This window comes from Leptospira neocaledonica (genome assembly GCF_002812205.1).
GTDB classification, from domain to species: domain Bacteria; phylum Spirochaetota; class Leptospiria; order Leptospirales; family Leptospiraceae; genus Leptospira_B; species Leptospira_B neocaledonica.
The window spans coordinates 159,579-185,063 of record NZ_NPEA01000005.1; the positions used below are offsets into that span (position 1 = coordinate 159,579).

A 25,485-nucleotide genomic window follows, 5' to 3' on the forward strand; every position below is an offset into this window, starting at 1 on the left:
TTCGGAGTTTCGACCGATTCCCAAAAGAGGGATAATACACTCTTCCTAAGGGGAGATTACAAGAAAACAATAATCGAATTCTTGAGAGAGATAGATGAAATTAACGGTGATAATCATTTTCGTAGTCGCATTATTCTTCAATGCCTTCGCAAACATTTTGATCAAGGCAAGTTCTTTAGGAGATAAAACAAGTACGGCTTCCGGAATAGAAGGATTGATCAAATCATTTCTACACCCTGTGTTCTTTGCGGGACTTGTTTCTTTTGGGATCGCGTTATTAGGTTATAGATGGGTATTAGGCAACGGATTAAAATTATCCTTAGCTTATCCTCTATTCACATCTGCAGGATTTATCATAGTGCTCGTAGCTTCCGCGATATTTTTTAAGGAAGAACTGAACTGGACCCAATGGACTGGCATAGGTTTGATACTCGCCGGCGTATGGCTGACCTCTGCGGAAATGTTTGTCTAAGTCATAAAGTTATTAAATACTAATCCGAAGAGAGTAGTGATCTTAAGCTTCAATTACAACCGAGATCATTACTCCTGGAGTCTAATTACAGGAGGATAGTCGCTTCGCTCCTAAAGCCCGGGAGCCGGACTATAAGCTAAAAATTCAAACCGATCCAAGCTTAAAGTTTTTTAACTTTATAGGATGGTATGAGTTTTATGAAGACCGCCTTATCCATATCTCTACTACTTCTAATTTGTTGTTCTAGTTTCGAAACCTCTACATATACCCAGCAGACAGGCCATACAAACGGCCCGATCGGATACTATGAAGGAGATCCGCTTCCACCTAAAACCGCCTTCTTAACATTTGACGACGGACCTTCCGACTGGACTTCCGATGTATTGGACGTACTTAAAAAGGAAAATGTAAAAGCCACATTTTTTGTATGCGGTGCTTGGTTGCCTAAGGCTAACAGAATAGGAAATAGTTTCCGAAAATACAAAACAGTCTTAATCCGAATGAAAGAAGAAGGTCATACGATCGGAAATCACACACTCGGCCACCAAAACTTCGCTAGTATGTCTCCGAAAAGAATAGAAAGCCAATTGGACGAAAATCAAAAATTATACCAGAATGAATTGGGAGAATATTCTGGAAAACTAATATGGATCCGTCCTCCTTTCGGCTCTCCTTATATCAGGACTAAAAATGAATTGATAAAGAAAAGAGTTAGTTCTGCGCTCCAAGGAAAAGGTCTCGTATTCATGTGGACCAAAGAATTTGATTCCACAGATTCTAAAGAATGGGTCAAAGGAGAATGGTATGAGAAAGGGCCAAGGATAGATATTGATAACGAGAAGTTTAGAAAGAAAATGGATCGGATCTATAACTCCTTGGTATCCAAAACGGAAGGACAAGGAATAGTGATCTTATTTCATGATACACATCCTACGACCAAGGAAGTTTTACCTTTCGTCATTGAAAAATTAAAAGCGGAAGGATATACTTTCGCCACAGCGGAAGATTATACCAGATGGCGTTGGGGGAAAACCAGCGAAGAGCTAAGTGAAGAAGACTCAGATTGAACGGCGTTTTTTAAAAACAAAAAACACTTTTCTTCCCACATTCTGGATCTAAACAGGTCCAAAGTTTTTAGTCCGCCGCGGGCTTCAGAAGCGTAGCGACTATATTCAAGGAATTATAAAAATGAACAAAGGTCCACTTTCGGGAGTTAAGGTAGTAGATTTAAGTCTATTGCTACCGGGCCCTTTATGCTCTATGTATTTGGGTGATATGGGTGCCGAGATCGTCAAAATAGAAAATCCGAGAGCAATGGATGCAACGAGGGTAATGTTCAAAAAAGAAAACGGTGCACCTTCCTTATATTTAATGTTGAATAGAAATAAAAAAGCGATCACGCTCAATCTTAAGAGAGAAAAATCCAAAGAGATCCTATTCAAACTATTAGAAGATGCTGATATATTGCTGGAAGGATTTCGTCCTGATGGGCTTTCCAAAATGGGACTCGGTTACGAGGACCTAAAAGAAAAATTTCCAAGGTTGATCTATTGTGGGATCTACGGTTACGGAGATTCCGGGGCTTACAAAGATTTTGCAGGACATGATTTGAATTATCTTTCTCTTTCCGGCGTATTGGACCAGACGGGAAAAAATCCGCAGGCTCCGGGTTTTCAATTGGCAGATATAGGCGGGGGAACGTTAACCGCTCTATCATCCATATTGGCAGCATTATACTATAGAGAAAAAACAGGTCGAGGACAAAAGATCGCAATCTCCATGATGGAAGCCTCTCTCCAGTTTATTTCCTTGTATGGAGGGATCTATTCTGCAACAGGGAAAAATCCTGAGGGCGGAAACGAATTATTATCCGGTAAACTTCCTAACTATTCCACTTATAAAACCAAAGAGGGGAGGTGGGTGGCATTAGGTGCTCTCGAGGAAATGTTTTTTAAAACGTTCTTAAGGCAATCCGGGCTGGATATACATCTGGAAAAAGTTCCAATTGCTGAGACACATTTTGCAGAATGGAAAAAGATCCTGACTGAATACTTCTCCTCTAAGACCCTGACAGACTTAGAGCCTATATTCCAAAATCCTGATTCTTGCCTTACTCCTGTAAAAACCCTAGATGAGGTTTCCAAAGATCCGGTAATGAGGGAGAAGGGAATGATTTTGGATCGCACTCACAAACAATACGGAGATTATATTCAATTTGGTTCTCCTTTTCCATTTTCGGAAAGTAAGGTGACTTATCGTACAGACCCTCCTGATCATGGAGAACATAACCAAGAAATCTTAAAGTCTTTGGGTTATACCGAAACCGAAATAGAAGAATTAAAAAAAGATAAAGTAATTTAATTAAAAGACACCAGAATTCTGAAAATTATTTTAAATGTATAAGGGCTATCTCTCATGAAAATCCAACGAATTATTTTTTCATTTATCTCTATCGGGATCCTAAGCGCTTGTGCGGTTACTTCCAACCGCTCCAGTTTGGTGAATAAAGGAATTCCAGTGGCTATCCAAGATATAAATTCTTCTGACAAAGGGCCTATCAATCTTAAAAAAATTGTCGCTGCGGATTGGGTAGCAGAACGCGGGGGATTAATCAATTTAAAGGATCCAAAGGCAGTTGCCGCGAGTTTACAATCCGGGCAGGAGCCGATCCAAATTTATTTTTATGTATTAGATCATCCTAAGTTCGGCAGATATGTAATAGATACCGGACTTGGCGATATATTTCGCAAAGATAAAAAAGAATGGCCCGTTTCAGGCATAGTTGCTTCTCAAATGAATCTAGGTGAGTTAAAAATTCATATTACGATTAAGGAATGGTTACAAAAAGAACCCAATAAGGTAGAAGGTATCTTTCTTACTCATTTACATCTAGATCATATTTTGGGGACTCAAGATTTTCCACTTGGAACTTCGGTGTATACCGGACAGAACGAACCGGGAGATTCTCGTTTTCTGCACCTTTTTGTGCAAGGAAGTACGGATACGTTACTCGGACGTGAGACTAATCTTTCCGAATTAAACTTTTCCGGAAAAGAAAGTGCTCCAATTAGATTTTTAGATTTTTTCGGCGATCAATCTTTTTATATAATTTCCGTTCCTGGACATACAGAGGGTAGTATTGCATTTTTAATAAAATCCACGAGCGGGGCCCAACTAATTACAGGGGATACTTGTCATACTAGCTGGGGTTGGCTTAATAACGTGACTCCAGGAGATTTTACTAAGGATTTGGAAAGGAACAAACAAAGTCTAAATTTGTTGCAGGCTATAGCGGCTAAGTTTCCGAAAATTCAGATTCATCCGGGACACCAAAGTATTTCTAGTCCTGCTAAATAGATTTTTTACTTACTATATTTGAGGCGAGTTGGAAACACATTGAGGCAAAACAAATTTTGCTTCTAAGTAACCTAACGCCACCAGATAAATCCCTTCAAGCAATAATACAACGGTTCCGATATGTGTGGCTTCTTCTTTTAATCTCCAAGCTTGGGCTAAACACTGTAAACCCCAAAGAGAATTTGCCATAATTAATATGAAAACAAATACACGATGAAGATTTTCCTTTCTGAAGAGTAATAAAAGAATTCCAGAATAGGAACCGTATATCAAATTCACAAAACCTTCGATGCAAGTAAAACTTTCCTGCCAGCCGGTCAAGTTTGAAATAATGGAAGAGAAAAGAAGGATGAATGCTCCTGCGATTAACGCTCCAGCCGAATCGAGCGTAAGAATAAATCGAGCTTCTTTCATTTATAAAATAGTAATAGAACAAACATTAAAACTTGGATTGTAATTAGAGAAGATATAGATTCAAAAATCCATAATTTGAGATGTTTGCCTTTCCAGATCACATCAATCGAGCTGGATGTGAATATAAATCCGAACCATAAAATAAAAGCAATGGATTGGCCATGAGCTTTATTTTGTAAGCTCATATATTGTAGAATTAAGGAAAGAGAAAAAGCGGTCGCCAGGAAAACGCAGAAGTTCAGAAAGATCCGGATCCCAAGGTTTTTTTTCTCTTCTTGCGTAGGTAAATTCAGAAATTTTGAAAGGCCGAAATAAAGAGGGCCGCTAAAAAGAAATGCGCAAATAAATCCGGCGATTCCTGAAACAATAGGGGCTATAATACTTTCAGTCATAAAGTTTCTCCTGACAAACCATCTGAGGCGAATATTCATTCACTTTGGCTTTCTAAAGTAAACAAATTTCTGAATCTAATTTCCGTTGTAGGAATTCCTACAAAGAGTTAGAGGAATTTTTTTCTCGCCTGGTGGAGGAAAATGTGCTAAGGCGAACTACGCGTGTACCACCGCACCGGCCCCCCTTCACAGCGACAATAGGAGCGAGAAGACGACCGTGTTTAACGAGTCGATGACCGAAAGAATTGAGGTCAAACGAGACTAAAATGAAGATGAACGCGATGCGATTAAATCGAAAGCCTCGTTGTGTACCACCGCACCGGCCCCCACCCTAAGTAGGGTGGGGCACACTTTTCCAACACGCCTACTAATTATGTATCAACTATAAAAATGTAGTAACTATAACTTTATGCTTGATACAAATCCTATATCCCGAGAAATTGACACTGACTTCAATTATAGGAGTGATCCAAATGGGATTACGTGAAGTAAAGAAGGCCAAAACTCGAAAGCTCATCTCGGATATTGCTCGGGATCTCTTTATTGAAAAAGGATACGATACTGTTACAATCGTTGAAATAGCCGAAAAAGCAGAAGTCGCCGTTACTACACTTTTCAATTATTTTCCAACTAAAGAGTCTCTCATTTTTGACCTTGAGGATGAAATCGATTCCGATATTTTAACGGCGATCCGTGATCGAAAGAAAGGGCAATCCATTCTAGATGCTCTTCATCAGTATTTTTTCTCGAGCAAACTATTTAATCCCCCCGATAAAAAGACATTCTCTGGATTTGGAAAGCTTATCAGATCTTCGCCTGAACTTACTTCTTATTTGCGCGGGCTATGGGCGCGTTACGAAAATACCTTGGCTAAAGAAATTCAGAATGATTCCGGTTCGAATAAAATCGAAGCGGAATGTGTCTCGAAATTGATCTTAGAAGGAGTAAGTTTCGCGTGTAACTCGCCTTCCCCCAAGGAAGCCTTAAATCTCACGTTTAAAGTTTTGAAGAACGGGTGGAATAAATGAAAGAAGCAACTTATGATGTTATCATTTCAGGTGCGGGCCCGGTCGGACTTTTCCTTGCCTGTGAATTGGCTCTGGCTAAATGCCGAGTTCTAATATTAGAAAAAACAGATAATCCTTACTCACCGTTAAAACAACTTCCTTTCGGAATACGAGGCCTCTCTGCTCCTACAATCGAAGCTCTTTATCGCCGTGGATTGTTAAGTGAACTGGAGATTCATAAACGTCTAAAAAATCCGCACACAACTGCAGTGCAACAAGGCCCACGTCGCCAGGTCGGACATTTTGCGGGTATTCCATTTCATGAAGGTGATATTGACATTTCGCAGTGGAAACATCGTTTACCAAGTTCCACCGAAACCAACTTGATAACCGAAATGGAAGAGATCGAAACTGTTCTGACTCGTCGCGCAGAAGTTTTGGGTGTAGAAATTAAGCGCGGGCTTGCGTTGACCTCCCTTCATCAAACTGAAGATGGAGTCACTGTTCAATCGGATGAACAATCTTTTCATAGCCTATGGTTAGTTGGTTGTGATGGAGCTCGTAGTATTGTCCGTAAGGCAGGAGGTTTTGAATTCGCAGGTACTGAACCAGAATTTACTGGCTATTCTACAAAGGTTGATATCGTTGATCCGGAGAAACTTAAACCAGGGCGTAACCTGACAAAAGAAGGTATGTATTTACAATCTCAGCCTGGCTTCATCGTGATTCAGGATTTTGATGGAGGGGCATTTCATAATTCGGAAAAGCCGATTACTTTGGAACATGTGCAAGAAGTTCTTCGTCGTATCTCGGATGCGGAGGTTACAATCAGTGCTCTTCATTTTGCAACTACTTGGACGGATCGAGCAAGACAAGCAACGAGTTATCGAAATGGAAGGATACTTTTGGCCGGAGATGCAGCGCATATTCATTCTCCATTGGGAGGCCAGGGACTGAATCTCGGATTGGGTGATGCAATGAACTTGGGTTGGAAACTTGCCGCAACTATCCATGGCAAAGCTCCAAACGGTTTGTTGGACAGTTACCATACGGAGAGATATCCGATTGGTGCCCAGGTTTTGGATTGGTCGCGTGCTCAGGTAATGATCATGAAACCAAACCCAGAATCTCGCGCATTGAACTCGATTATTCGCGATTTAATGGATACTCAAGATACTGCCACCTACATGGCAGGAAGGGTATGGGGTATTTTCACACATTATGATCTAGGCGGAACAAATCCTTTAGTCGGTTATAGTGTTCCGAATTTTGAGTTTGAAGATGGTAGAAAAATTGGTGAGTTTATGATAGATGGCCAAGGGATACTTCTTGATTTTGATACGAATCCTTCCCTTAAAACTTTGGCAAATGAGTACGGAAATCGAATAAAATACGTTTCTGGCCGGGCGAAAGAACAATTAGGCTTGAGAAGTGCATTGATTAGGCCTGATGGAATTATTGCTTGGGCTTCCGAGGGTGAACCTGATTTACAATCTGCCAGACAAGAGGCTTCTCTATGGTTTACTCAATTAATTTCCTGAAATTATATGAGAAAATTATTAACAGAACGAACGTTCTGTTTTTTATATGCTTTCCGATCGCCAAAATCTAGGAAAATATCGAGAATTCCAGGAATTCTGTCCCATTAGGGCTAAAATGAACGTTTAATCAGCCATGTTTTTCTTGATTGAATCGACCCTGGCGAAAAATTAGGACTAGAAACTCTCGCAAGAAGGGAAAAGATGTATCAGGAACTGACTGAGCAACAAATCGAGATTAGGGACACGATCCGCAGCTTCGTTAAGAAGGAGATCACCCATGAAGTTGCAATCCACTGGGACGAAGAAAACAAACATCCAGAAGAACTTATCAATAGAATGAGAACTGAGTTAGGAGTCAATGGACTCACTATCCCCGAAGAATACGGTGGGTGGGGACTTGGTTCCGTAGAGCAGTGTTTAGTAACTGAAGAGCTTTCCAGAGGATGCCTCGGAATCAGTCTTTGTTTCGGTTATACTGGTTTGGGAATCCTTCCAATCATGAAAGGTGCAAGCCACGAACAAAAGAAAAAATGGCTCCAACCGGTTATCGACGGAGAATACGGAGTTTCTTTCTGTCTTTCCGAGCCTGGTGCAGGTTCCGACGTTCCAGGAATGAGCACTACTGCAGTTAAAAAAGGCGACAAATGGGTCATCAACGGAACCAAACAATGGATCACCGGTGGTGGAAGCGCTGGAGCGTATACCGTTTTTGCTTATACAGATAAAGGCCGCGGAACTCGTGGAGTTTCCTGCTTCTACGTAAAACGTGATACCCCAGGTTTGATCGTTGGTAAAAAAGAAGATAAACTAGGAATTCGCGCATCCGATACTCGTCAGATCATCTTCGAAGATTGTGCAGTTGAAGAAGCTACCATGATCGGAAAAGAAAATCTTGGATTCATCTACGCTTTACAAACTCTGAATGCTTCTCGTCCATACGTTGCAGCAATGGGAGTGGGTGTTGCTCAAGCAGCTTTAGATCACGCTTCTAAATATGCTCGTCAAAGAGAGCAGTTCGGATCGAAAATTTCCAGCTTCCAAGCTGTTCAGCACATGCTTGCTGATATGTCTATCGGTGTAGAAACTGCACGTCAGATCTGCTATCTTTCTGCTCGTATGTCCGATGCTGAGGATCCTCGCCTTCCGAAATACTCCGCAATCGCGAAAGCTTATTGCTCCGAGACTGCGATGAAAGCGGCTACTGACGCGGTTCAAATCTTCGGTGGATACGGATACACTAAAGAATATCCGGTAGAAAAACTGATGAGAGATGCAAAAATCCTTTGTATCTTCGAAGGAACTACTCAGATCCAAAAGAACGAGATCGCAGCTTATGTGATCCGTGAAGCAGCTTCTGCTAAATAATTAGAATTTTCTAAATTAGAAAATTTTTCTAAAGGCGTCGGTTTCCCCGGCGCCTTTTTTATTTTTTAAACCTGAAAGTTATGATCTAGGAGTTCCTACAAAATTCGGGCGGCTCCTTCGGACCGGGCTGCTGCAGGTTCGCGCATTCGCGCTCATCCGGGTAAGCCCGGACTTCGCCTTTCGCATCCCTGCCGCGGGGATGAGTGAATCTTTTGGGGAACGATCTCGGAATACAAATTTATTTTGTAGGAATTCCAACAAAGAGGATCGCACAAAATGGTTTGTCAAAAGGGAGATTTTGAGGTAAGCGAGTGTGTGCTCTCCCACGAGCCACTCCCCCCAATCCCAATGCAGGGTGGGGGCGAGTTTCCACGGATGTAGGAACTCCTACATCCCAAATCTCTAATCTTTTTTTCTCTTCGCTCTGATCCTGCTTAAGGAGACGGGTGTGATCCCTAAATAAGAAGCGATATGGTATTGAGGGATAAGGTCTTCTATATCCGGTCTGGATTCTAAAAGTAGATCGTATCTTTCTTCTGCGTTTAACGCCAAGAGTTCATATTCTCTTCTCGCTTTTTTTAAGAATAAATTTTCTGCGAAAATTCGACCCAATCTTTCCCAGGCGATATCCTGAGAGAAAAGTTTTCGGAACTCTGAAAACTTTGCGACTGCGAGTTCACAATCTGTGATTGCTCTGATATTACAGGTAGAAGGTTGTTCGGTGAGTAGATCAAAATAAGATCCGGTAAAGTCTCCCGGGAAATTAAAACTTTTGATGTATTCGTTTCCTTGGTCAGTGAGATAATATTCTCTCAAGACTCCGGAGAATACGAAGGCAAATTCCGTGGGCCTGGCCCCCTGTTTGATCAGAAAATCTCCGTATTCTAATTTGCGAATCGTATACAGTTGTTCGGACTTTTTCCAAACTTCTTTTGGGATAGAAGAAACCCGGTTCACGGCTTGGTAAATTTTTTCCCAATCGAGATTTTTTTGATCCATACAATTCCCGTTAACGGATTTCTTTTAAGAAAGTCCGCAAACGGAAATTTTACAAATCAATTATTGAGGAAATTCAAAAACAGTTATATGGAATCCAAAAAGGGAAGGGCGACTTTTAGGAATTCCTTAGGGTTTTCAGCAAAAGGCACATGCCCTGTTTTTAAATATGCGAGTTTAGAACCTTTTACTTTTTCATGAAGTCTTAGGGCAAGTTTTGGATCTATGACCGGATCATATTCTCCCCATACGATTAATGTAGGAGCTTGGATCTGGGAAACTTTTTCTCTTAGATCATGTCTTTCGTCTAAAAAACTTTTCCATATGGAGGCGTTCACTTCTTGAGCACCTTCTACGTTTTCTCTTTCTTTGATCCTGCTAAGGATGGATTCGGTGTATTTATTTCTGATCTTTATATAATGATTTGGGAAGAAGTTCCATACGAGCCCGGTAAACCATACCTTGGATTTTAATCCCGCAAAACTTTTAGTGATCCAGTCTGGATCGTTTAATCCTCCAGAGTCTACGATCACTAACCCTTTTACCAGTTCGGGCTTCTTCAAGGCAAGGTTCATGGAAGCAAATCCTCCTAAAGAGTTGCCTATAAAGATCCCGCCTTCCGGAGCCAATTGTTGGACCAAGTCTGGTAATATTTCGGCATATTCAACTGCAGAAGCAGAAGTTGCCGGTTGTGGATTCTCAGATAATCCGTGCCCCGGCCAATCCAGGGAGATCACTTTATATTTTTCTGATAAACTCGGTAGAATGGATTCGAAATCGTTATGGTCATGTCCCGCCGAATGGAGTAAAAAAATCGCCTTTCCCTTTCCTTCTATCCAATAGGCAATCCTTCCTAATTTAGAAGTATAATATCCGCTGGGTAATTTTTGGGGTGCGGTTTTATTTTCTAAAACTGTTTCCATCTTTTCTCCTCCACTACATTGAATGAATAACAAACCGAATAATAGGCTTGTCGTTAATATTCGTTTCATACTAGGATCTTCTCCTAAAGAAGAACTCAAGTCAAGAAAGGAGAAACGGATCTACAGATAAACGGATTATCCTATGTTAATCGATTTTCACCGTACTATGGCCCATTTAACTAATTTGGCCACCGGGTTTAACCATTTGGCGACCTTCTTGCGATACGTATGAGGGAATAATAGAAAGTTTTCCAAAGGATAGATCAGGCCTTCTTCGATAAGCTTTTGTTTGTTCTGCATTGATTTTAATTTATCCGGATTGAGGACCGAATAAATTTTAGAGATCCCGTCTTCGTCTATGAGGAAACTTTGCAAATAAGCCGGTTCGTCTTTGTAATAGCCGATCAATGTTTCCGATCCGTTTACGATTCCAAAATAAAAATCCAGAGTGTATTTGAGCTTATTATTCCCTGTCCGGATAAAGAAATGAGAAGCCCTTTCTTTTCCAATGATCGGAATCCTCGCAGCGTTTACTTTTCCTCCTCCATCAGACCAAAGAACGATCTCTTCTTTCAAAAAAGGAACCAGCAGTTCTGGTTTTCCTTTGGAGGAAGCGAGTAAAAAATCACGGAAGATCTTTTTTCTTTTTTCAGAAGGAGCATCATACTTTTTGCGATCCGATTTGAGAGATTCTTTAGCCCGTTTTAGGATCTGCCTACAATTCTCCTGGTTTTTCCCGACAATTTTGGAAATGGAATCGTAATCCATCTCGAAACTTTCTCTGAGTAAGAATACCGCTCTTTCGATTGGATTCAGTTTTTCTAATAAATGCAAGAACGCGAGATCCAATGTTTCTGGATCCGGTTCTTCTTCCATAGGCTCCGGAGCCAGTGGCTCCGGTAACCAAGGACCGATATAGGTCTCTCTTTTTCTTTTTGCTTTTCTTAAAGAATCCAGGGAGAGTCTGGCAGCAACAGTGGATAAGAATGCTTTGGGGGATCTGATCTTTTCTTCCTTGGATTTTTCCCATCTTAGAAAAGTTTCCTGTACTATATCCTCTGCCTCTACCACACTCCCTGTCATCTTATAGGCGATCCCGAAGACCAAACCTTTGTTTTCTATAAATTGATCTAGTCTTTCTTGGGTGCTCATTTTTCTGCCGTTGCTAATCTTTCGTTTTGTTTAACTAAAGTTTTTTCTTTAGGCTGAGGGATCGCATAAAAATCGAAATATTTTTCGGCCTTAAAGGAGAAGACTGTAAATTTACAAATCAGCTCTTTCACGAAGGCTCCCAATCTCCCGGTCCAAATTTTTTCCTTAGGACTATCATCGTAGTTTAGGAGTTGGAATAGTCCTTCTTTTCTACCTAAGCTCACACAACGTCCTACGTACGCTAATCGGAAAGGTTTTTGCCCTATTTCCGATTTTTTTCCTAGTAGGCTGGAGATTCTTTCTCCTAAATAAATTCCCATAGGAAGAGCTGTAGCACAGGCCATTCTCAAATAGGTATATTCTTCTCCTGGAATTTTTACACCATCTCCTGCGCCCAAAATATTAGAATATTCAGGAACTTGCATATGTTCGTTCAAGTATACCTGGCCGATCTTATTGGATTCTAATCCCGAATTTTTCCCCAAATCGGATGCTATGAGCCCCGCGGAGATTACACAATAATCGTGAGGGACTTGGATTCCATTAGAAGTTTTGATCTTATCTTCCAGTAAATATTCTCCTCTTTCTCCTTCAATCAGATCAACTTTTAGATTTTTCAGGACTTCTTTCATATAGAGAACAGCGTTTGAAGAGAAATTTTTGCCTATCTTATCCGAATCCAAAAGTGTTATTTTTGCGAATGGATAATTTTCTGCGAGCTCTGTTGCTACTTCTATCCCGGAAAGTCCTCCACCTAATACTGTGATTTTTGCATCAGGATGGTTGGCTAATTCCTTTCGCAAACGTTCTGAATCCTGGAAACTTGCCACAGAGAAATAATTGACCCCTTTTGTACTTGGATCACCTGCTCTCATTCCTGCTGTATATCCCAAGTAATCGTATCCGAAATAAGTTCCGTCATTTAAGAGCACTTTGTTTTCGTTCGGAAATATTTTTTCGACTCTTTGGATAATAAGATTAACCTTAGGATTTAATAAATTTCGGATCTGGAAATCTTTTCCTTTAGTCCCTGCGATGACTTGGTGATTTCTGATTTTTTCCCTAAAGATTGGTTCAGCAGTGATCAGAGTTATTTCTGCCTCTGAATTTTTGCGGGACAATCTGTTTGCCGCTGCTATCCCTGCGTAACCTCCGCCTACGATCAATACCTTCTTCTTTGACATACTTGCCTCCGGTTCTACAAGCAAGACGAGTTTGGATCATTTCTTGTGACAGTGTTTTGGATTTTCTTTGAGAAGAGGTCTCAGGTGACTTTTGGAACTGTTTCGATTAGGAGATTGACAGAGGTATTCTTGTCCACATCCTGGATAAGGAATTATGAAGCGTATTTTTTTCCTGATCCTTTCCTTGGTTTCGATCTTAGGATTGATTACGTGTAAGGAAAAAAAGCCCATCCCTGAACTGGAAGGATTTGTTGTTAAAAGTGTAATCCATCCGAGTAACAACCCGTTCAACCAAGAAAAGGTGGAGCTGGGTAAAACTTTATATTTTGATTCCAGACTTTCTTTCAACCAAGACGTAAGTTGTGCGAGCTGTCATAATACTGCCTCTCCGTCCGAAGGTTTTCCTCGTACTAAGATCCATAATCCTGCTCCTTCTCTTACGAATGTGGCATTGTATAAAGATGTGTTTAAGGATCCGGAAGCAAAAGAGTTAGAAGATCTCGTAAAAGAAAAAGTACATTCTAAGTTATTATTCCAAAATGAAACAAAGTTAGTGCAAAGGATCTCTTCTATCCAAGGATATAAGGAACTTTTCGAAAAGGCTTATGGAGATCCTGAAATTTCAGGAGAAAGGATTGTTTTAGCACTTTCTACCTTCCAAAGAACGATTGTGAGTAAAAATTCTAATTTCGATAAATTTGTGATGGGAGAGGAAACTGCCTTAACTCCTGCCCAGATCAGAGGTTGGGATGTTTTCCAGAACAAGGCAAAATGTATCCAATGTCACCAAGGTCCTAATTTCTCCGATTCTGAATTGCATACTACAGGTCTTGCAGGGATCAAAAATAAAGTTAGAACTCCTACATTAAGAGACGTTACCAAAAAGAAAACGTTCATGCATAATGGGATTTTCGGATCGATCGAAGATACTGTGAACCATTTTGCAGAAGGTGGGCATTCCAAAGCGGTACACGATCCAATGTTAAGACCTGCGGAACTGTCTGATCAGGACAAAAAGGATTTGATCGAATTCTTGAAAGCATTAGAAGGAGAACCCATCCAATGGGAAATCCCTTCTATTCCAAAAGCTTAATAGATTCTAATTAATTATTGGAAGGAGTAGCTTGTCGCGCTCGTTCTACTTCGTTTTTGATGATCGTGTCTACGATCTCATCCACATTTACTCCGAACTTTTCGAAAACTGAGTTTCTTGCCAGTTCGTAACGGATGATGTCCACGTTAAAGTTAATCCTTGCTTGGGCAACTTGTAGCTCTGCCTGGATCAAACCATCCAGAGCGGATTTCACTAGTACTGCGGTAAATCTTCCCTGATTGAAACGCGCTTGGACCCCTTTGTAGAACTTCTCAGCTTCTTCTTTTCGAGTGTTTGCGGTTTCCAGAAGTTCCTGTCCTGCAACGATTGCATAATATCTATTGTCTAATTCTTCTTTAATCAGAGTTCTTAATTCGGTTTCTTGTTTTGCCAAGATATCCAATTTGAGTTTTGCGTCTCTAATATCCGTTTGGATCCCTGTGTCGAATAAAGGATAAGAAAGCGCGAAATTTAAAGTTTTCTCAGGATATTTAAAAGACATCATCCCAGTATCAGGATTCACATAGTTCGTCTGAGGATTTAAGAAAGTCTGGCCTCTTGTGGAATAACTTCCTGTAATCTTTAAAGAAGGCATATCTTCCGCGTTTTTAATCTTCAGTTCTAATTCTGCGATCTGTCTTTGGCGGATCAAATTTTTCAGATCGATTCTATGATCCAATGCGTATTGATAATCTTTAGCAGGATTGATATCGTTCGGAACTTTTTCTTGAAGATCAGTAATCCCGGAAATTTTAGAACTTGGATCCACATTTAAAACTCGGATCAAATTTCTTTCCGCTTCGGATCTAGCAAGTCTTGCTCTTTCTAAACTATTCTCAGTTTGAGTGAGAGCACTATTCCATTGATTCACTTCGAATCCTTCGGAAAGTCCAAGATTCCGTTTTCTAACAGTAAGATCCCTGATATTCTTGGTATTCTTTTCCAATCTATCAAAAGTTTCTACCTGAGAATCGTAAACACTCAAGCTCCAATAATCTACCAGGGTTTTTACTACGAGCTGTGCGAGAATATTGACTAGCTCGTCCCTACGAATGACTGCGTTTTGTTGTAAGACCTTCTGTTTTTCTTTCTCAGTTTGGCCGAAAGAATACTTTAAAAGTTCCTGACCAAGAGTTACAGTCAAAGCATCCGTGTATTGAGGAGGGGCAGCTAAATAAGAACCTACCGCACCTAATCTGGCCGCGGCCGCCTGAGTCTCGAATGCGTCCGCGTCGAATCTCGTATGGCTGAGTTCTAAACTAAAATAGGTCAGAGTTTGGAAGTTTTTTTGGATCCCTACGTTTATCCGATCGTTTGAGATCTTTGTTCCTGAGAGAACGTTATTATTATTCAGAGGAAGATTAGTTTTTGTTTTCGAAAAACCGCCGACCAGCGTCCATGCATATTGAGATAGATTTTTTAACTCGGCAGTATCCGCTTTTACGAATTCCATCCCAGCGTTTCTTACTGTGATATTATTCGCTAGGACATAATTGACCGCTTCTTTCAAACTAAGTTTAAGAATTCTAGGCTTATTTTGAAGGGATGGGTCTAACTCTTGAGCGAATAGGGAAGCCGGAAAACCGAAAGCTCCGACAAGCAAGAGTCGCAGATAAAATTTCCTTAACGAAGGAATCTTTGCAGGCCTAAGCATATGTCGTTGGTCTTCCTACGGAGCATGGTTTTTGGTTCGGAAGAATTTGCCAAATCGAAAAATCTAAAGTAAAAGTCTAGACAGCTTAAAATCGATGAAAACCCCAGATAAAAAATTGAACCGACTCGCGTCTGAAAAAAGTCCTTATCTACTCCAACATTCTACCAATCCGGTGGATTGGTTTCCTTGGACGGAAGAAGCCTTTGCAAAGGCAAAATCCGAGAATAAACTGATCTTCTTATCCATAGGTTATGCTACCTGTCATTGGTGCCATGTAATGGAGAAGGAATCGTTTGAGAACGAAACGACCGCTGGCGTTTTAAATGCAGATTACGTTTCCATTAAGGTGGATCGGGAAGAAAGACCTGACGTGGATCGGATCTATATGGACGCGTTACATGCCATGGGACAGCAGGGTGGTTGGCCATTGAATATGTTTCTAACACCTGAAGGTAAGCCGATTACAGGTGGGACTTATTTTCCTCCGATTCCTAAATACGGTAGAAAAAGTTTCACAGAAGTTTTGGGAATTTTAACCGGCCTATGGAAGGAGAAAAAAGAAGAATTACTCGAGGCTTCCGAAGATCTGACCAAACACTTAAAAGAATCCGAAGAGGCGAGAGCGCTTTCGGGCGTTTCCGAAATTTCTTCTCCGGGACCGGAAGTGTTCGAGAACGGATTTTTATTATACGATCGATTTTACGATCCCGATTATGCAGGTTTTAAATCCAATTCCGTAAATAAATTTCCGCCAAGCATGGGACTCAGTTTTCTATTACGTTATCATAAATCTACCGGCGAACCCAAAGCTCTTGAAATGGTAGAAGAGACCCTAACCGCAATGAAGAAGGGCGGGATCTATGATCAAATTGGTGGAGGACTTTGCAGATATTCCACGGACCATCATTGGTTGGTTCCCCATTTCGAGAAGATGTTGTACGATAATTCTCTTTTTCTGGAGGCATTGGTAGAATGTTACCAAGCGGTTGGAGAAGATAAATACAAGGATTATGCATACGACGTGATCGAATATCTTCATCGCGATATGAGATTGCCCGGTGGTGGGATCGCAAGCGCAGAAGACGCGGATTCAGAAGGAGAAGAAGGACTCTTTTACATTTGGACAAAAGAAGAAGTAAGAGAAGTCTGCGGACAAGATTCTTCTCTAATAGATGAATTTTGGAATATTACTGAAAAAGGAAATTTCGAAGAGAAAAATATTCTTCACGAATCTTTTCGAATGAATTTTTCCAGACTACATGGTTTGGAACCTTCCGAGTTAGATGAGATCGTTTTACGGAACAGAAAAAAACTTTTAGAAAGACGTTCCCAAAGGATCAGGCCGCTCCGAGATGATAAGATCTTATTTTCTTGGAATTGTCTGTATATCAAGGCATTGACAAAGGCTGCAATTGCATTTGGGGACGGGGATCTATTAAGAGAAGCAGAAGAAACCTATAAATTCCTGGAAAAAAACCTGATCCGAGAAGATGGAAGATTGCTCAGAAGGTTTAGAGAAGGGGAGGCCAGGTTCCTAGCATATAGCACGGATTATGCGGAATTCGTACTTGCTTCTTTATATCTATTCCAAGCCGGAAAAGGATTTAGATATCTTGAGAATGCGATCCGATATACAGAAGAAGCGATCCGACTTTTCAGAAGTCCTTCCGGTGCATTTTTTGATTCTGGAATAGACGGCGAAACATTGCTTAGAAGGACGGTGGACGGATATGACGGAGTGGAACCTTCTGCCAATAGTTCCTTTGCGACAGCATTTGTTTTACTTTCAAAGTTAGGAGTGGACTCGGAAAAATATCTGCAATATGCAGATTCTATCTTCTCTTATTTCAAACCTGAATTGGAAACATATCCGATGAATTATCCATACATGCTTTCCGCATTGTGGCTCAGAAAATCACCTGGAAGAGAACTTGCAGTAGTCTATTCCTCCCAAGAAGAATTATTACCCATTTGGAAAGGTGTAGGTTCCTTATTCTTGCCGGAAACAGTACTTGTATGGGCTAATGATAAGGAAGCGGAAGAAAATGGAGAAAAATTCCTGCTTCTAAAAAACAGGAATTCTGGAGGAGGGGTGAAAGCTTATGTCTGCGTAGGTTTTCACTGCGAACTTCCTGTATCAGACTGGACTAACTTAAGGGCAAAATTGGTAGAAGATTAAGAGAGTTCTATTCTCTCTGCATCTCTCCAGAGTCTGTCTAGATTATAATATTCTCTTTTTTCGGGGGTCATGATATGGACTATGAATTCGCCGTAGTCCAACAAGGTCCATCCGGAAGAAGCAGATGTGCCTGTTTTATCAGTTTCCTTATGAGGTAATTTAAAACTTTTTAATGCTTTTTTGATCTCTCTTGCGACTGCATTTGCTTGCACAGCGGAGTTCACAGTACAAATCAAAAAGAAGCTTAGATATGAATGTACAGATTCCAGATTTAGAATCGCGATCTCTTCGCATTTTTTATCCTGCATGATCTTATGGATAGTTTTCAGGATTTCCATCGTGTGTTCCGGGTTATTTTTGGGAGAAGGACTCATATTTATTTTTTAGGCTCTATATCGGATCCAAGAAGAACTGTAGAATCCAGTCCTAGATCCTTTCTTAATACATGATACACTTTTGTTTTTTCCAATATGGAGGAAATTTTATCGGCGACTGCTGTATTCCCGGAACGATCCAAGATAATCGTTTTTTTAATATCTTTGGTCCAGGCATTATCCACGGAAAGAACTTTGATCCTTTTATCAGCTAAAGTAGTTCTTACATCTTTTGCAAGGCCGGGAACATCTGTCCCGTTCAACACTTCCGTTCTAGCATATTCGCCATCAGTGAAAATTTCGGCAGATACATCTTTATGAAATTTTCGGACGGCAACCGTGGCTCTCGCAAGATCTGCGGTCAAGAATAGACGTTTTGTTTTAGGGTCTAAAGCTGGTTCTCCGGGAAGTTCAGTGATCCCGAATGCAAGTCTATGTGATGTCGCAAATTTTAAGAGAGTATAAAAATCTTCTTTGGAAAAATCAGAATCTATCAGACTGAAAACCATCTCAGACCAAAATGAATTCAGTAATTCTTTGTTTTCGTATAAAGTTTCATATAAGGATAGAACCGCACTTTCCTGCCTGCTGATCCGATCCAAATAGTCCAAGGTTTCCTTCTTATCCATATAAGAAACGTAATCATACGCATCTTCCCCTGAATAAGAATACATACCCGGCTCTCTAATATAAGAAGGAGAAAGTCTATTGGTTCTGTTATCAGTGTATAAATTCACTCCACCTAAGATATCCACGATCTTAATAAAGGAAGAAGCGTTTATCTTTACTGTATAGTTCGGCTTTGCTCCTAAAATATCTTGGACAGCATCTTTTACAACCGAGGGTGCTTTGGCTTTAATCTGTTCTAAACTATCTTCGGGATCCTCGAATGTAGTGATCGGATGAAAGAAGAATAAGCCTACTCTTTCTTGGGAAGGAAAGATGGTGGCTAAAAATCCGAACTCATATATATCGTCATTTCCTACTGCATGGAAAAGAATATGAATCGGTTTGCCTGAACTGATCTTTTCGTCCAAGCCTGTCCTTCTAAAATTACGAAAGAGAAAAAATAATAATGCCAAAAACAGAAAGCCTGCGGCAATCCATAATGGGAAAAGATTAAAAGGTCGAATCGGTTTGTTAGGACTCAAATCAAAGCCTCGGATTCCATTCAGAAAGAAAAAATAACCCTGTCAATTGGTTAATTTTCCCAAGGCGAAATGATACATAGAGATTGTTCTTTTATGGATTTCTCTTTTATGATCCAAAAGGTCCTGCATCGTATGGATTGCCTTATTCAAGACGGCAAAGTATAAATTTTCCTTTGCCTTGTTTCTCCATTCCGAATAATCCTTTTGCCTTTCTGCAAACTCGGAGCCTAAAAAGTCGGCTGCGTATAATATGCAGTCCAAAAGACTTAAGTCCTCTCCGCCTAATGTATGGTGTTTTACTGCATCTAAGACCGATCTTGTTCTTAAACCGTATTCCGTTTCTAAATAATATGCTGCAGATCTGGAATGCCAGGCGGCTTCCGGAAGTTTAGGAGACTCTGAATCTTTCAGTTTTGCAAAAAGTTCCAAATGGAATTCTTTGGTTTTTTGTTTGGTGATATCATGAACCACACCGGCTAAATACGCTTCTTTTGTTTCGTTGGGAGAATGAATGCCTGCTAGTTCTTCTGCAATCTCGGCCACCCGAATGCTATGCTCCCAACGAGTTTGAGTGATTTCCTTTGGAACAATATCAGTAAAATATTTTATCTGTTCTGAAGTAGTATTTGGGATCATTGTATATAAATAAGAGTCAGTCTTCAAAAGAATAAGATCTATTTTTAAGTATGATATCCCATACTTTATCAGACAAGGCAATCGGTTTCCTATTTTCCAAAATACGTTTGGGAAGTTCCTCTCTTAGATTTATGGAAGCCGCTTCTACGATCCGATTTTGTAAAAATACGATCTTATCTTTAAATTTCTGCAAGTTTTGATTTTGTGGAGTGGATTCTGAGAATCTTCGAAACACCAAGAGAGAATGGACCTTATCCAAAATATTCTCCCAGTTTTTCCATTTATGGAATTCGGAATAATTGTCCTCTCCGATCAAAAGGGAAAGTTTTGCTCCCGGGGTTACTTTCAGAAGTTCTAAAATAGTTTCTTCGGTATAACTTGGGGTTTCTCTTTTGATTTCCCAGTCCCAAACTTTTGTATTTGGAAAATTTTGGAATTGAGCCTGAACAAGATCTAAGATTAGTTCAGGAGAAGTTTTTTTATTCTGTTTCCAGGGAGACGTATGGTTTGGAATGATCAGAAGTTCTTTTGCATTCGGAAAATTTTCCCAAAAACTGGCAGCTACTTCCGCATGGCCTAGGTGAGGAGGGTCGAAACTCCCGCCAAAAACTCCGACCAAATTGGAAGAGTTCATAGGGATAGAAGGTCCCTTATCCTCGGACCTGTCCTTCTCCTTCCGCATACGTAGTAGTTGTTGTAAGATGTACAAGACCCATCGGACCTCTTACATGCAATTTACCTGTTGAAATTCCAACTTCTGCACCTAATCCGAATTCTCCTCCATCATGAAAACGAGTGGAGATATTCACAAAAATTGCAGCGGAATCCAAGGACCGACTAAAAAAATTCGCAGCACTTACATCCTCTGTTACGATTGCTTCCGTATGACCTGAGCTAGTTGCCTCTATAAATTCGATCGCCTCTTCTATCTTATCCACAGTTTTGACGGAAAATCTTAGATCTAAAAATTCTTCTAAGTAATCTTCTTCTTTAACAGGTTGGCCTTGAGGAAAAATTGCAAGAGATCTTGGATCCAAAAGAAGTTGTACACCTTTTGATGCAAGTCCTTCTAATAATTCTTTAATATAAGGATATTCGGAATGTATAATTAAGTTTTCTGCAGCATTACAAACTCCAGGTCTTTGCACCTTGGAATTTATTGCGATCGGTAAAACTTTTTTAGGATCTGCTGATTTATCTATATAAAGATTCACCACTCCCTTATCATGTTTCACTACAGGGATAAGAGAATTTTCAGAAACAAAACGGATCAAACCTTCTCCGCCTCTAGGAACTACTATATCAATATAAGAAGTTTGTTTTAGGAAAGGGATCATATATTCTCTTTCCGTTTTATCTACGAAGGTGACAGCATTTGGAGGCAGACCTTCTTCCTTTAAACAATCTTGGAAAATTTTTGCGAGGATCGTGTTTGAGTGGATTGCTTCAGAACCACCTCTCAAGATACATGCATTCCCGGATTTGAAAGATAGAGCGCCCACATCAATAGTAACATTTGGTCTGGATTCGTATATCACCATGACCACACCCAAAGGAACTCTTTTTGTATTGAGTCTGATTCCATTCGGAAGGGTAGTTCCTCTTACGGTTTCTCCCACAGGATCGGGAAGTGCCTTAATTTCTAAAACTGCGTTAGACAAACTTCGGATCCTTTTTTCATCCAGAGTCAATCTGTCCAAAAGTGCGGAAGATAAACCTTTCGATTTTCCCGCCTCTAAATCCTTTGCATTCTCTTTTAAAATTTCGGATTTTCTGGATATCAAAGCAGAGGCAAGCTTCTCCAGAACCTTATTCTTTTGGGACGTATGGATGGATCTAATTTGTCTATAAGCATCTTTTGCGGATTTACAAAGTTCGTCCACGTAGATGGATTCTGCGGATCTTTGGATCATTCCTGACCTCCGTTACGTTTGGCTCGGAGAATGGATTTAATTTCCTCCTCCGTAAAGTTTTTCTTCTTGCCGCTCGAGACAACCAATGTCCCGAGTGTATTCGTTTCTATAAACTCACGCACGCAATTTTTACGATTTCCGTCTATGATCCCACAAGGAATTCCCGCCTCGCTGGAAATAGAAGCTGCCTTAAGTTTGGTATACATTCCACCGGTGCCCGGGCCGCTTGGGCCTCCCGCTTGGGAAAGTTCCGATTTTCCTACTTCTTCCAAGAAAGGCAGAAGTTTTCCATCTTTTAAAAAACCTTCCACACCTGTGAGTATGATTAGAAGATCTGCTTCTACGATTAGACTTACGATAGCGGAAAGTACGTCGTTATCTCCGAATTTTACTTCTTCCGTGGCGACCGAATCGTTCTCGTTTACGATCGGTAGAATACCCCAATCCAAAAGTTGTCCGAAAGTATTTTTGAGATTTTTAAATCCTTCCGGATTCTCCATGTCCAGAACACCGAAAAGTATCTGGGCGATCGGAAGATTTACCTTAGAAAAAAAACTATCGTATAAGTTCACCAGGCGGTTTTGGCCCATGGCTGCCAGAGCTTGCTTTTCCGGAAGAGATTCTCCGGCTTGTGCCGGGTTCGAAAGTGAGGATAAAAGTTTTCTTCCTCTTGCGATTGCTCCGGAGGAAACCAGGATTACTTGTTTTCCAAGATCCCTTAGATGTCGTATGTCCGAAACCAAGCTGAAAAGGAAATCATTCACTTCTTCTTCCGAGCCTGAAAGTCTTGCGGAACCTATCTTAATTACTATTTTATTGGATGTTTTAATTCTCTCGTTCAGATCATTTCGATTCATCTGAATTTTCCCGGTGTTCTTCTTCGTTAAAATGTAATTCTTCCAATTCTTTTTGGAAGAAAGTGGAATCCATTACGGAAAGTAATTCTTCTAAATTGATTTCTTCTTGTGCGGAGATCGGGATCACCCTTCCTAAAGAAGAAACAGACTTGAGTAATTCTTCCGTAAAACTCTGGTCTTCCCAGATATCTATTTTATTTAAAACGATCAAATGCGGTCGGTTTAGAAGTTCCGGGTTATAAGATCTTAATTCTGACTGAAGCATCCTGAAATCCTCTTGGATGTCCAATGCAGCTGCATCAAAAACGTATAATATACCTTTTACTCTTTCTATATGCCTTAAGAAGGAAAGCCCTAGGCCTATTCCTTTACTTGCACCTTCTACAATCCCTGGAATATCCGCTAAAGTATAACGGTAGATATCTCCTTTTCTTTTAACCACACCTAGGTTAGGAGAAAGGGTAGTGAACGCATATCCTGCGATTTTAGGGTGAGCTTCTGTAATTTTAGAAAGTAGAGTAGACTTACCTGCATTAGGAAGTCCTACAATTCCAACATCCGCCAAAAGTTTTAGACTAAAGCGTAGATGTTTATATTCTCCATCTTCCCCAGGTTGAGAAAATTTAGGAGTTTGGTGAGTTGAAGATTTGAAATGGGTATTCCCTTTTCCTCCTCGCCCCCCTTTGACAACTTGGAATTCCCCGTCGTCCTTTACGAAATCGTAAAGTAGTTCTCCACTTTCCTCGTCAAAGACTTGGGTTCCGAGTGGAACAAAAAGGATTAGATCTTCTCCTTTTTTTCCGGATCTTTCGTTACCTTCTCCAGGAAATCCGTCTTGGGCTCTAAATCTTCTTTTAGTAAGATAACGATCTAAGGTAACCATGGAAAGGTTAGCGCGTATAATTATATTACCGCCAATTCCTCCGTCACCACCATCAGGTCCTCCGAATTCCACATACTTTTCTCTTCTGAAATGCATGGATCCGGCTCCACCATGTCCGGCGGTAACTTCGATCAGTACTTCATCTAAAAACTTTTCCATGTGAACCTAAGGCCTAAAAATAAAAAAAGAAAGGCTCGAGGAAAAAATCCCCGGAAGGCCTTTCTTTTTCCACGCACTAAATCTGAGATCTAATGCTTATTTCGGGTAAACGGAAACTTGAACTTTAGTTTTGGAAACTTGTTCAAATTTAACGTGACCTTCGACAAGAGAGTAAAGTGTATGATCTTTACCTACACCTACGTTTTTTCCGGCGTTTAGTCTGGTTCCTCTTTGACGAACAAGAATATTGCCCGCTAAAACCAACTCTCCACCAAAACGTTTTACACCAAGACGTTTGGATTGGGAATCGCGTCCGTTTTTGGATGAACCGCCACCTTTCTTATGTGCCATGTTTATTCTCCTATGAGTTCAATTTCTGAAGGATATTGTTCCTTCAAGTTGACTAGTCCACTTGCGACAAGATTGAAACTCGTATGAACAATTGGATCAGTCTTTTTTCCGGAGACGATCTTGAAGTCCAAGAGTCCGTCTCCTATTACCGCTTCTTCTGCCAAACCTTCCTTGCTTAAATGCAGGTAAAGAGTTTGGATAAGTACTCCGACAGCGGCGCAGAGAAGATTTTGTCCTTTGGATCCGTGCATCTTGGAAGCATGCCCGGAAGATTCCAAACCTAGGATTTCTTCTCCTTTTCGGAGTATCTTAATCCGGATCAAACTGCCGAAAGAGAAACTACCTTAACTTTTTGCAGTTGTTGTCTATGTCCCCAGGTTCTCTGAGAGTTTTTACGTTTTTTGTAAACGTAACCTCTTACTTTTTCTCCCTTTACGTCTTCCAATACTTTCAGGGAGACTTTAGCGGATTTAAGTTCCGGAGATCCGATATGAACTTTATTATTTTCAGCAAATAGTAGAACCTTAGCGTCGAAGGTATCACCAGCATTTTTACCGGTTTTTTCAGTCAGGAATTCAAGATCCTGAGTGACTTTGAATTGTCGGTTGCCGACAGAGATGATCGCGAACATGATTACTGGCCTAGTTTTCTCGAGTTTTGACCAGTTTTGACTGGTCCGAGCCGGTGTCAAGGGTTTTGGGGAGCTATTCTGCGGATCTTTCCGTCAAGAGGCCTTTCCAGAAAAGTGATTCCATTCTACTTTTTTGCACGCAGTTTTTCTGATCCAGACACGTGAATTTTAGGAGGTTGTCCTTGACCAACCGATATGCTTACTCCTATACTCGGAACATGTTCGCTCATACTCTGGAAGATACTCCACGTTATCATAAATTACGAGTGGACCTTGAATCCTATAAGAACCTCCAAGACGACGGTTTTCGTTATGATATGGTAGAAGGTGTTCTTTACGTGGCGCCTTCTCCTTTCTATAAACACAATTCCGTCCAAGGAGATTTTATCTTCTCTCTTCGGACCTTTCTTCAAAACGATCCATTAGTCAAAATTATCTCCGATGTGGATGTTTTTTTCCCGACGGAGGAGATGTTTTGCGACCGGATATTTCCCTTCTTCTTCCGGATAATTCTGCAGACACTCGGAAATGGATCGAAGGTACCCCGGATCTGATCGCCGAAGTTTTATCTTTTTCCACAAAAGCCGCCTATCTAGGTCGAAAAGCAGACCGTTATTTGAAATTGGGCGTAAAGGAATACTGGATAATAGACCCTGATTCTCTTAAGGTGGAAATTTGGGAAAACAAAGTAGATAAATGGATATTGTATTCTGACGGGAAAAGCAGATTATTCCCTGGGTTCCAGTTTAGGCTCGGTTCCTAAATTTTAAAACCGATAGCCCTATCCTTTGGACAGGCTCT

At 40.6% G+C, this 25,485-nt stretch carries 27 protein-coding genes; 10 read left to right on the top strand and 17 right to left on the bottom strand.

The genetic code is table 11. The features are described from left to right. The first annotated feature begins 94 nt into the window (after nucleotides 1-94). The 4 genes from CH365_RS09945 (at nucleotide 95) to CH365_RS09960 (ending at nucleotide 3,829) form a co-directional block, all read left to right on the top strand. On the top strand, nucleotides 95-472 hold the full coding sequence (locus tag CH365_RS09945) for an SMR family transporter (protein ID WP_100768423.1): 378 nt from the start codon (nucleotides 95-97) through the stop codon (nucleotides 470-472). A 197-nt stretch (nucleotides 473-669) separates the two neighbouring features. After that, nucleotides 670-1,539 carry a polysaccharide deacetylase family protein gene (locus CH365_RS09950; protein ID WP_100768424.1) on the top strand — a complete coding sequence of 290 codons (870 nt, stop codon included), beginning with the start codon at nucleotides 670-672 and terminating at the stop codon, nucleotides 1,537-1,539. Between the two features lie 121 nt (nucleotides 1,540-1,660). Then, nucleotides 1,661-2,833: a CaiB/BaiF CoA transferase family protein gene (locus tag CH365_RS09955; protein ID WP_100768425.1), complete on the top strand. Its 1,173-nt coding sequence runs from the start codon at nucleotides 1,661-1,663 to the stop codon at nucleotides 2,831-2,833. Between the two features lie 54 nt (nucleotides 2,834-2,887). After that, nucleotides 2,888-3,829 carry an MBL fold metallo-hydrolase gene (locus tag CH365_RS09960; RefSeq protein WP_100768426.1) on the top strand — a complete coding sequence of 314 codons (942 nt, stop codon included), beginning with the start codon at nucleotides 2,888-2,890 and terminating at the stop codon, nucleotides 3,827-3,829. 12 nt (nucleotides 3,830-3,841) lie between these two features. On the opposite strand, the gene CH365_RS09965 is transcribed toward CH365_RS09960, so the two are convergent. Both CH365_RS09965 and CH365_RS09970 read right to left on the bottom strand, forming a co-directional pair. Beyond that, nucleotides 3,842-4,243 (bottom strand): hypothetical protein, encoded by a 402-nt coding sequence (locus CH365_RS09965; RefSeq protein WP_100768427.1) that lies wholly within the window; start codon nucleotides 4,241-4,243, stop codon nucleotides 3,842-3,844. Then, entirely contained in the window at nucleotides 4,240-4,635 is a 396-nt protein-coding gene (locus tag CH365_RS09970; protein ID WP_100768428.1) for a DUF1761 family protein, read from the bottom strand. The genes CH365_RS09965 and CH365_RS09970 overlap by 4 nt, the downstream gene beginning before the upstream one ends. Before the next feature lie 473 nt (nucleotides 4,636-5,108). Here CH365_RS09970 and CH365_RS09975 point away from each other — a divergent pair, with 473 nt between their 5' ends. The 3 genes from CH365_RS09975 to CH365_RS09985 all read left to right on the top strand — a co-directional run bounded on the left by CH365_RS09975 (nucleotide 5,109) and on the right by CH365_RS09985 (nucleotide 8,548). Further along, nucleotides 5,109-5,663: a TetR/AcrR family transcriptional regulator gene (locus CH365_RS09975; RefSeq protein WP_100768429.1), complete on the top strand. Its 555-nt coding sequence runs from the start codon at nucleotides 5,109-5,111 to the stop codon at nucleotides 5,661-5,663. After that, complete coding sequence (locus CH365_RS09980) at nucleotides 5,660-7,183, top strand: FAD-dependent monooxygenase (protein ID WP_100768430.1); 1,524 nt, start codon at nucleotides 5,660-5,662, stop codon at nucleotides 7,181-7,183. Before CH365_RS09975 ends, CH365_RS09980 begins: the two co-directional genes overlap by 4 nt. Before the next feature lie 201 nt (nucleotides 7,184-7,384). Continuing rightward, entirely contained in the window at nucleotides 7,385-8,548 is a 1,164-nt protein-coding gene (locus CH365_RS09985; protein WP_100768431.1) for an acyl-CoA dehydrogenase family protein, read from the top strand. 402 nt (nucleotides 8,549-8,950) lie between these two features. On the opposite strand, the gene CH365_RS09990 is transcribed toward CH365_RS09985, so the two are convergent. The 4 genes from CH365_RS09990 to CH365_RS10005 form a co-directional block, all read right to left on the bottom strand. Further along, nucleotides 8,951-9,547, bottom strand: coding sequence for a Crp/Fnr family transcriptional regulator (locus CH365_RS09990; protein ID WP_100768432.1), 597 nt, complete (start codon nucleotides 9,545-9,547; stop codon nucleotides 8,951-8,953). Nucleotides 9,548-9,630: 83 nt separating this feature from the next. Continuing rightward, nucleotides 9,631-10,467 (bottom strand): alpha/beta fold hydrolase, encoded by an 837-nt coding sequence (locus CH365_RS09995; RefSeq protein WP_100768666.1) that lies wholly within the window; start codon nucleotides 10,465-10,467, stop codon nucleotides 9,631-9,633. A 156-nt stretch (nucleotides 10,468-10,623) separates the two neighbouring features. Continuing rightward, nucleotides 10,624-11,619, bottom strand: coding sequence for an RNA polymerase sigma factor SigJ (sigJ, locus tag CH365_RS10000; protein WP_100768433.1), 996 nt, complete (start codon nucleotides 11,617-11,619; stop codon nucleotides 10,624-10,626). Next, on the bottom strand, nucleotides 11,616-12,803 hold the full coding sequence (locus CH365_RS10005; RefSeq protein WP_100768434.1) for an NAD(P)/FAD-dependent oxidoreductase: 1,188 nt from the start codon (nucleotides 12,801-12,803) through the stop codon (nucleotides 11,616-11,618). Before CH365_RS10005 ends, sigJ begins: the two co-directional genes overlap by 4 nt. A gap of 154 nt (nucleotides 12,804-12,957) precedes the next feature. Here CH365_RS10005 and CH365_RS10010 point away from each other — a divergent pair, with 154 nt between their 5' ends. Then, nucleotides 12,958-13,896, top strand: a complete 939-nt coding sequence (locus CH365_RS10010; RefSeq protein ID WP_100768435.1) for a cytochrome-c peroxidase — start codon at nucleotides 12,958-12,960, stop codon at nucleotides 13,894-13,896. Between the two features lie 10 nt (nucleotides 13,897-13,906). Here CH365_RS10010 and CH365_RS10015 read toward each other — a convergent pair whose 3' ends face one another. Continuing rightward, complete coding sequence (locus CH365_RS10015) at nucleotides 13,907-15,550, bottom strand: TolC family protein (protein WP_100768436.1); 1,644 nt, start codon at nucleotides 15,548-15,550, stop codon at nucleotides 13,907-13,909. Between the two features lie 94 nt (nucleotides 15,551-15,644). Between CH365_RS10015 and CH365_RS10020 the strand changes: the two genes are divergently transcribed. After that, nucleotides 15,645-17,729 carry a thioredoxin domain-containing protein gene (locus CH365_RS10020; protein ID WP_100768437.1) on the top strand — a complete coding sequence of 695 codons (2,085 nt, stop codon included), beginning with the start codon at nucleotides 15,645-15,647 and terminating at the stop codon, nucleotides 17,727-17,729. On the opposite strand, the gene rsfS is transcribed toward CH365_RS10020, so the two are convergent. The 10 genes from rsfS to rplU all read right to left on the bottom strand — a co-directional run bounded on the left by rsfS (nucleotide 17,726) and on the right by rplU (nucleotide 24,684). Further along, nucleotides 17,726-18,103 carry a ribosome silencing factor gene (gene rsfS / locus CH365_RS10025; RefSeq protein WP_100768438.1) on the bottom strand — a complete coding sequence of 126 codons (378 nt, stop codon included), beginning with the start codon at nucleotides 18,101-18,103 and terminating at the stop codon, nucleotides 17,726-17,728. The two genes, CH365_RS10020 and rsfS, sit on opposite strands and share 4 nt — an antisense overlap. Nucleotides 18,104-18,105: 2 nt before the next feature. Continuing rightward, nucleotides 18,106-19,254, bottom strand: a complete 1,149-nt coding sequence (locus tag CH365_RS10030) for an LCP family protein (RefSeq protein ID WP_100768439.1) — start codon at nucleotides 19,252-19,254, stop codon at nucleotides 18,106-18,108. Between the two features lie 42 nt (nucleotides 19,255-19,296). Further along, entirely contained in the window at nucleotides 19,297-19,890 is a 594-nt protein-coding gene (gene yqeK, locus CH365_RS10035) for a bis(5'-nucleosyl)-tetraphosphatase (symmetrical) YqeK (protein ID WP_100768440.1), read from the bottom strand. Between the two features lie 16 nt (nucleotides 19,891-19,906). Continuing rightward, nucleotides 19,907-20,524 (bottom strand): nicotinate-nicotinamide nucleotide adenylyltransferase, encoded by a 618-nt coding sequence (locus CH365_RS10040; protein WP_100768667.1) that lies wholly within the window; start codon nucleotides 20,522-20,524, stop codon nucleotides 19,907-19,909. 16 nt (nucleotides 20,525-20,540) lie between these two features. After that, the gene (locus tag CH365_RS10045; protein ID WP_100768441.1) at nucleotides 20,541-21,803 is read right to left on the bottom strand and encodes a glutamate-5-semialdehyde dehydrogenase; all 1,263 of its coding nucleotides are present in this window, start codon (nucleotides 21,801-21,803) and stop codon (nucleotides 20,541-20,543) included. Continuing rightward, nucleotides 21,800-22,666: a glutamate 5-kinase gene (gene proB, locus CH365_RS10050; RefSeq protein ID WP_208861202.1), complete on the bottom strand. Its 867-nt coding sequence runs from the start codon at nucleotides 22,664-22,666 to the stop codon at nucleotides 21,800-21,802. The genes CH365_RS10045 and proB overlap by 4 nt, the downstream gene beginning before the upstream one ends. Next, nucleotides 22,647-23,702, bottom strand: a complete 1,056-nt coding sequence (obgE, locus tag CH365_RS10055) for a GTPase ObgE (RefSeq protein WP_100768443.1) — start codon at nucleotides 23,700-23,702, stop codon at nucleotides 22,647-22,649. Before obgE ends, proB begins: the two co-directional genes overlap by 20 nt. A 96-nt stretch (nucleotides 23,703-23,798) precedes the next feature. Further along, the gene (rpmA, locus tag CH365_RS10060; RefSeq protein ID WP_020771288.1) at nucleotides 23,799-24,053 is read right to left on the bottom strand and encodes a 50S ribosomal protein L27; all 255 of its coding nucleotides are present in this window, start codon (nucleotides 24,051-24,053) and stop codon (nucleotides 23,799-23,801) included. A 2-nt stretch (nucleotides 24,054-24,055) separates the two neighbouring features. Then, nucleotides 24,056-24,376, bottom strand: coding sequence for a ribosomal-processing cysteine protease Prp (locus CH365_RS10065; RefSeq protein ID WP_100768444.1), 321 nt, complete (start codon nucleotides 24,374-24,376; stop codon nucleotides 24,056-24,058). After that, complete coding sequence (gene rplU, locus CH365_RS10070; RefSeq protein ID WP_008593635.1) at nucleotides 24,373-24,684, bottom strand: 50S ribosomal protein L21; 312 nt, start codon at nucleotides 24,682-24,684, stop codon at nucleotides 24,373-24,375. Before rplU ends, CH365_RS10065 begins: the two co-directional genes overlap by 4 nt. Before the next feature lie 421 nt (nucleotides 24,685-25,105). Here rplU and CH365_RS10075 point away from each other — a divergent pair, with 421 nt between their 5' ends. Further along, nucleotides 25,106-25,447, top strand: a complete 342-nt coding sequence (locus CH365_RS10075; RefSeq protein WP_100768445.1) for a Uma2 family endonuclease — start codon at nucleotides 25,106-25,108, stop codon at nucleotides 25,445-25,447. Nucleotides 25,448-25,485 lie beyond the last annotated feature (38 nt).

What these genes read in the sequence shown, in the direction of transcription:
- CH365_RS09945 (WP_100768423.1), top strand. Translation starts at nt 95, where the DNA reads ATGAAATTAACGGTGATAATCATTTTCGTAGTCGCATTATTCTTCAAT.
- CH365_RS09950 (WP_100768424.1), top strand. Translation starts at nt 670, where the DNA reads ATGAAGACCGCCTTATCCATATCTCTACTACTTCTAATTTGTTGTTCT.
- CH365_RS09955 (WP_100768425.1), top strand. Translation starts at nt 1,661, where the DNA reads ATGAACAAAGGTCCACTTTCGGGAGTTAAGGTAGTAGATTTAAGTCTA.
- CH365_RS09960 (WP_100768426.1), top strand. Translation starts at nt 2,888, where the DNA reads ATGAAAATCCAACGAATTATTTTTTCATTTATCTCTATCGGGATCCTA.
- CH365_RS09965 (WP_100768427.1), bottom strand. Translation starts at nt 4,243, where the DNA reads ATGAAAGAAGCTCGATTTATTCTTACGCTCGATTCGGCTGGAGCGTTA.
- CH365_RS09970 (WP_100768428.1), bottom strand. Translation starts at nt 4,635, where the DNA reads ATGACTGAAAGTATTATAGCCCCTATTGTTTCAGGAATCGCCGGATTT.
- CH365_RS09975 (WP_100768429.1), top strand. Translation starts at nt 5,109, where the DNA reads ATGGGATTACGTGAAGTAAAGAAGGCCAAAACTCGAAAGCTCATCTCG.
- CH365_RS09980 (WP_100768430.1), top strand. Translation starts at nt 5,660, where the DNA reads ATGAAAGAAGCAACTTATGATGTTATCATTTCAGGTGCGGGCCCGGTC.
- CH365_RS09985 (WP_100768431.1), top strand. Translation starts at nt 7,385, where the DNA reads ATGTATCAGGAACTGACTGAGCAACAAATCGAGATTAGGGACACGATC.
- CH365_RS09990 (WP_100768432.1), bottom strand. Translation starts at nt 9,547, where the DNA reads ATGGATCAAAAAAATCTCGATTGGGAAAAAATTTACCAAGCCGTGAAC.
- CH365_RS09995 (WP_100768666.1), bottom strand. Translation starts at nt 10,467, where the DNA reads ATGGAAACAGTTTTAGAAAATAAAACCGCACCCCAAAAATTACCCAGC.
- sigJ (WP_100768433.1), bottom strand. Translation starts at nt 11,619, where the DNA reads ATGAGCACCCAAGAAAGACTAGATCAATTTATAGAAAACAAAGGTTTG.
- CH365_RS10005 (WP_100768434.1), bottom strand. Translation starts at nt 12,803, where the DNA reads ATGTCAAAGAAGAAGGTATTGATCGTAGGCGGAGGTTACGCAGGGATA.
- CH365_RS10010 (WP_100768435.1), top strand. Translation starts at nt 12,958, where the DNA reads ATGAAGCGTATTTTTTTCCTGATCCTTTCCTTGGTTTCGATCTTAGGA.
- CH365_RS10015 (WP_100768436.1), bottom strand. Translation starts at nt 15,550, where the DNA reads ATGCTTAGGCCTGCAAAGATTCCTTCGTTAAGGAAATTTTATCTGCGA.
- CH365_RS10020 (WP_100768437.1), top strand. Translation starts at nt 15,645, where the DNA reads ATGAAAACCCCAGATAAAAAATTGAACCGACTCGCGTCTGAAAAAAGT.
- rsfS (WP_100768438.1), bottom strand. Translation starts at nt 18,103, where the DNA reads ATGAGTCCTTCTCCCAAAAATAACCCGGAACACACGATGGAAATCCTG.
- yqeK (WP_100768440.1), bottom strand. Translation starts at nt 19,890, where the DNA reads ATGATCCCAAATACTACTTCAGAACAGATAAAATATTTTACTGATATT.
- CH365_RS10040 (WP_100768667.1), bottom strand. Translation starts at nt 20,524, where the DNA reads ATGAACTCTTCCAATTTGGTCGGAGTTTTTGGCGGGAGTTTCGACCCT.
- CH365_RS10045 (WP_100768441.1), bottom strand. Translation starts at nt 21,803, where the DNA reads ATGATCCAAAGATCCGCAGAATCCATCTACGTGGACGAACTTTGTAAA.
- obgE (WP_100768443.1), bottom strand. Translation starts at nt 23,702, where the DNA reads ATGGAAAAGTTTTTAGATGAAGTACTGATCGAAGTTACCGCCGGACAT.
- rpmA (WP_020771288.1), bottom strand. Translation starts at nt 24,053, where the DNA reads ATGGCACATAAGAAAGGTGGCGGTTCATCCAAAAACGGACGCGATTCC.
- rplU (WP_008593635.1), bottom strand. Translation starts at nt 24,684, where the DNA reads ATGTTCGCGATCATCTCTGTCGGCAACCGACAATTCAAAGTCACTCAG.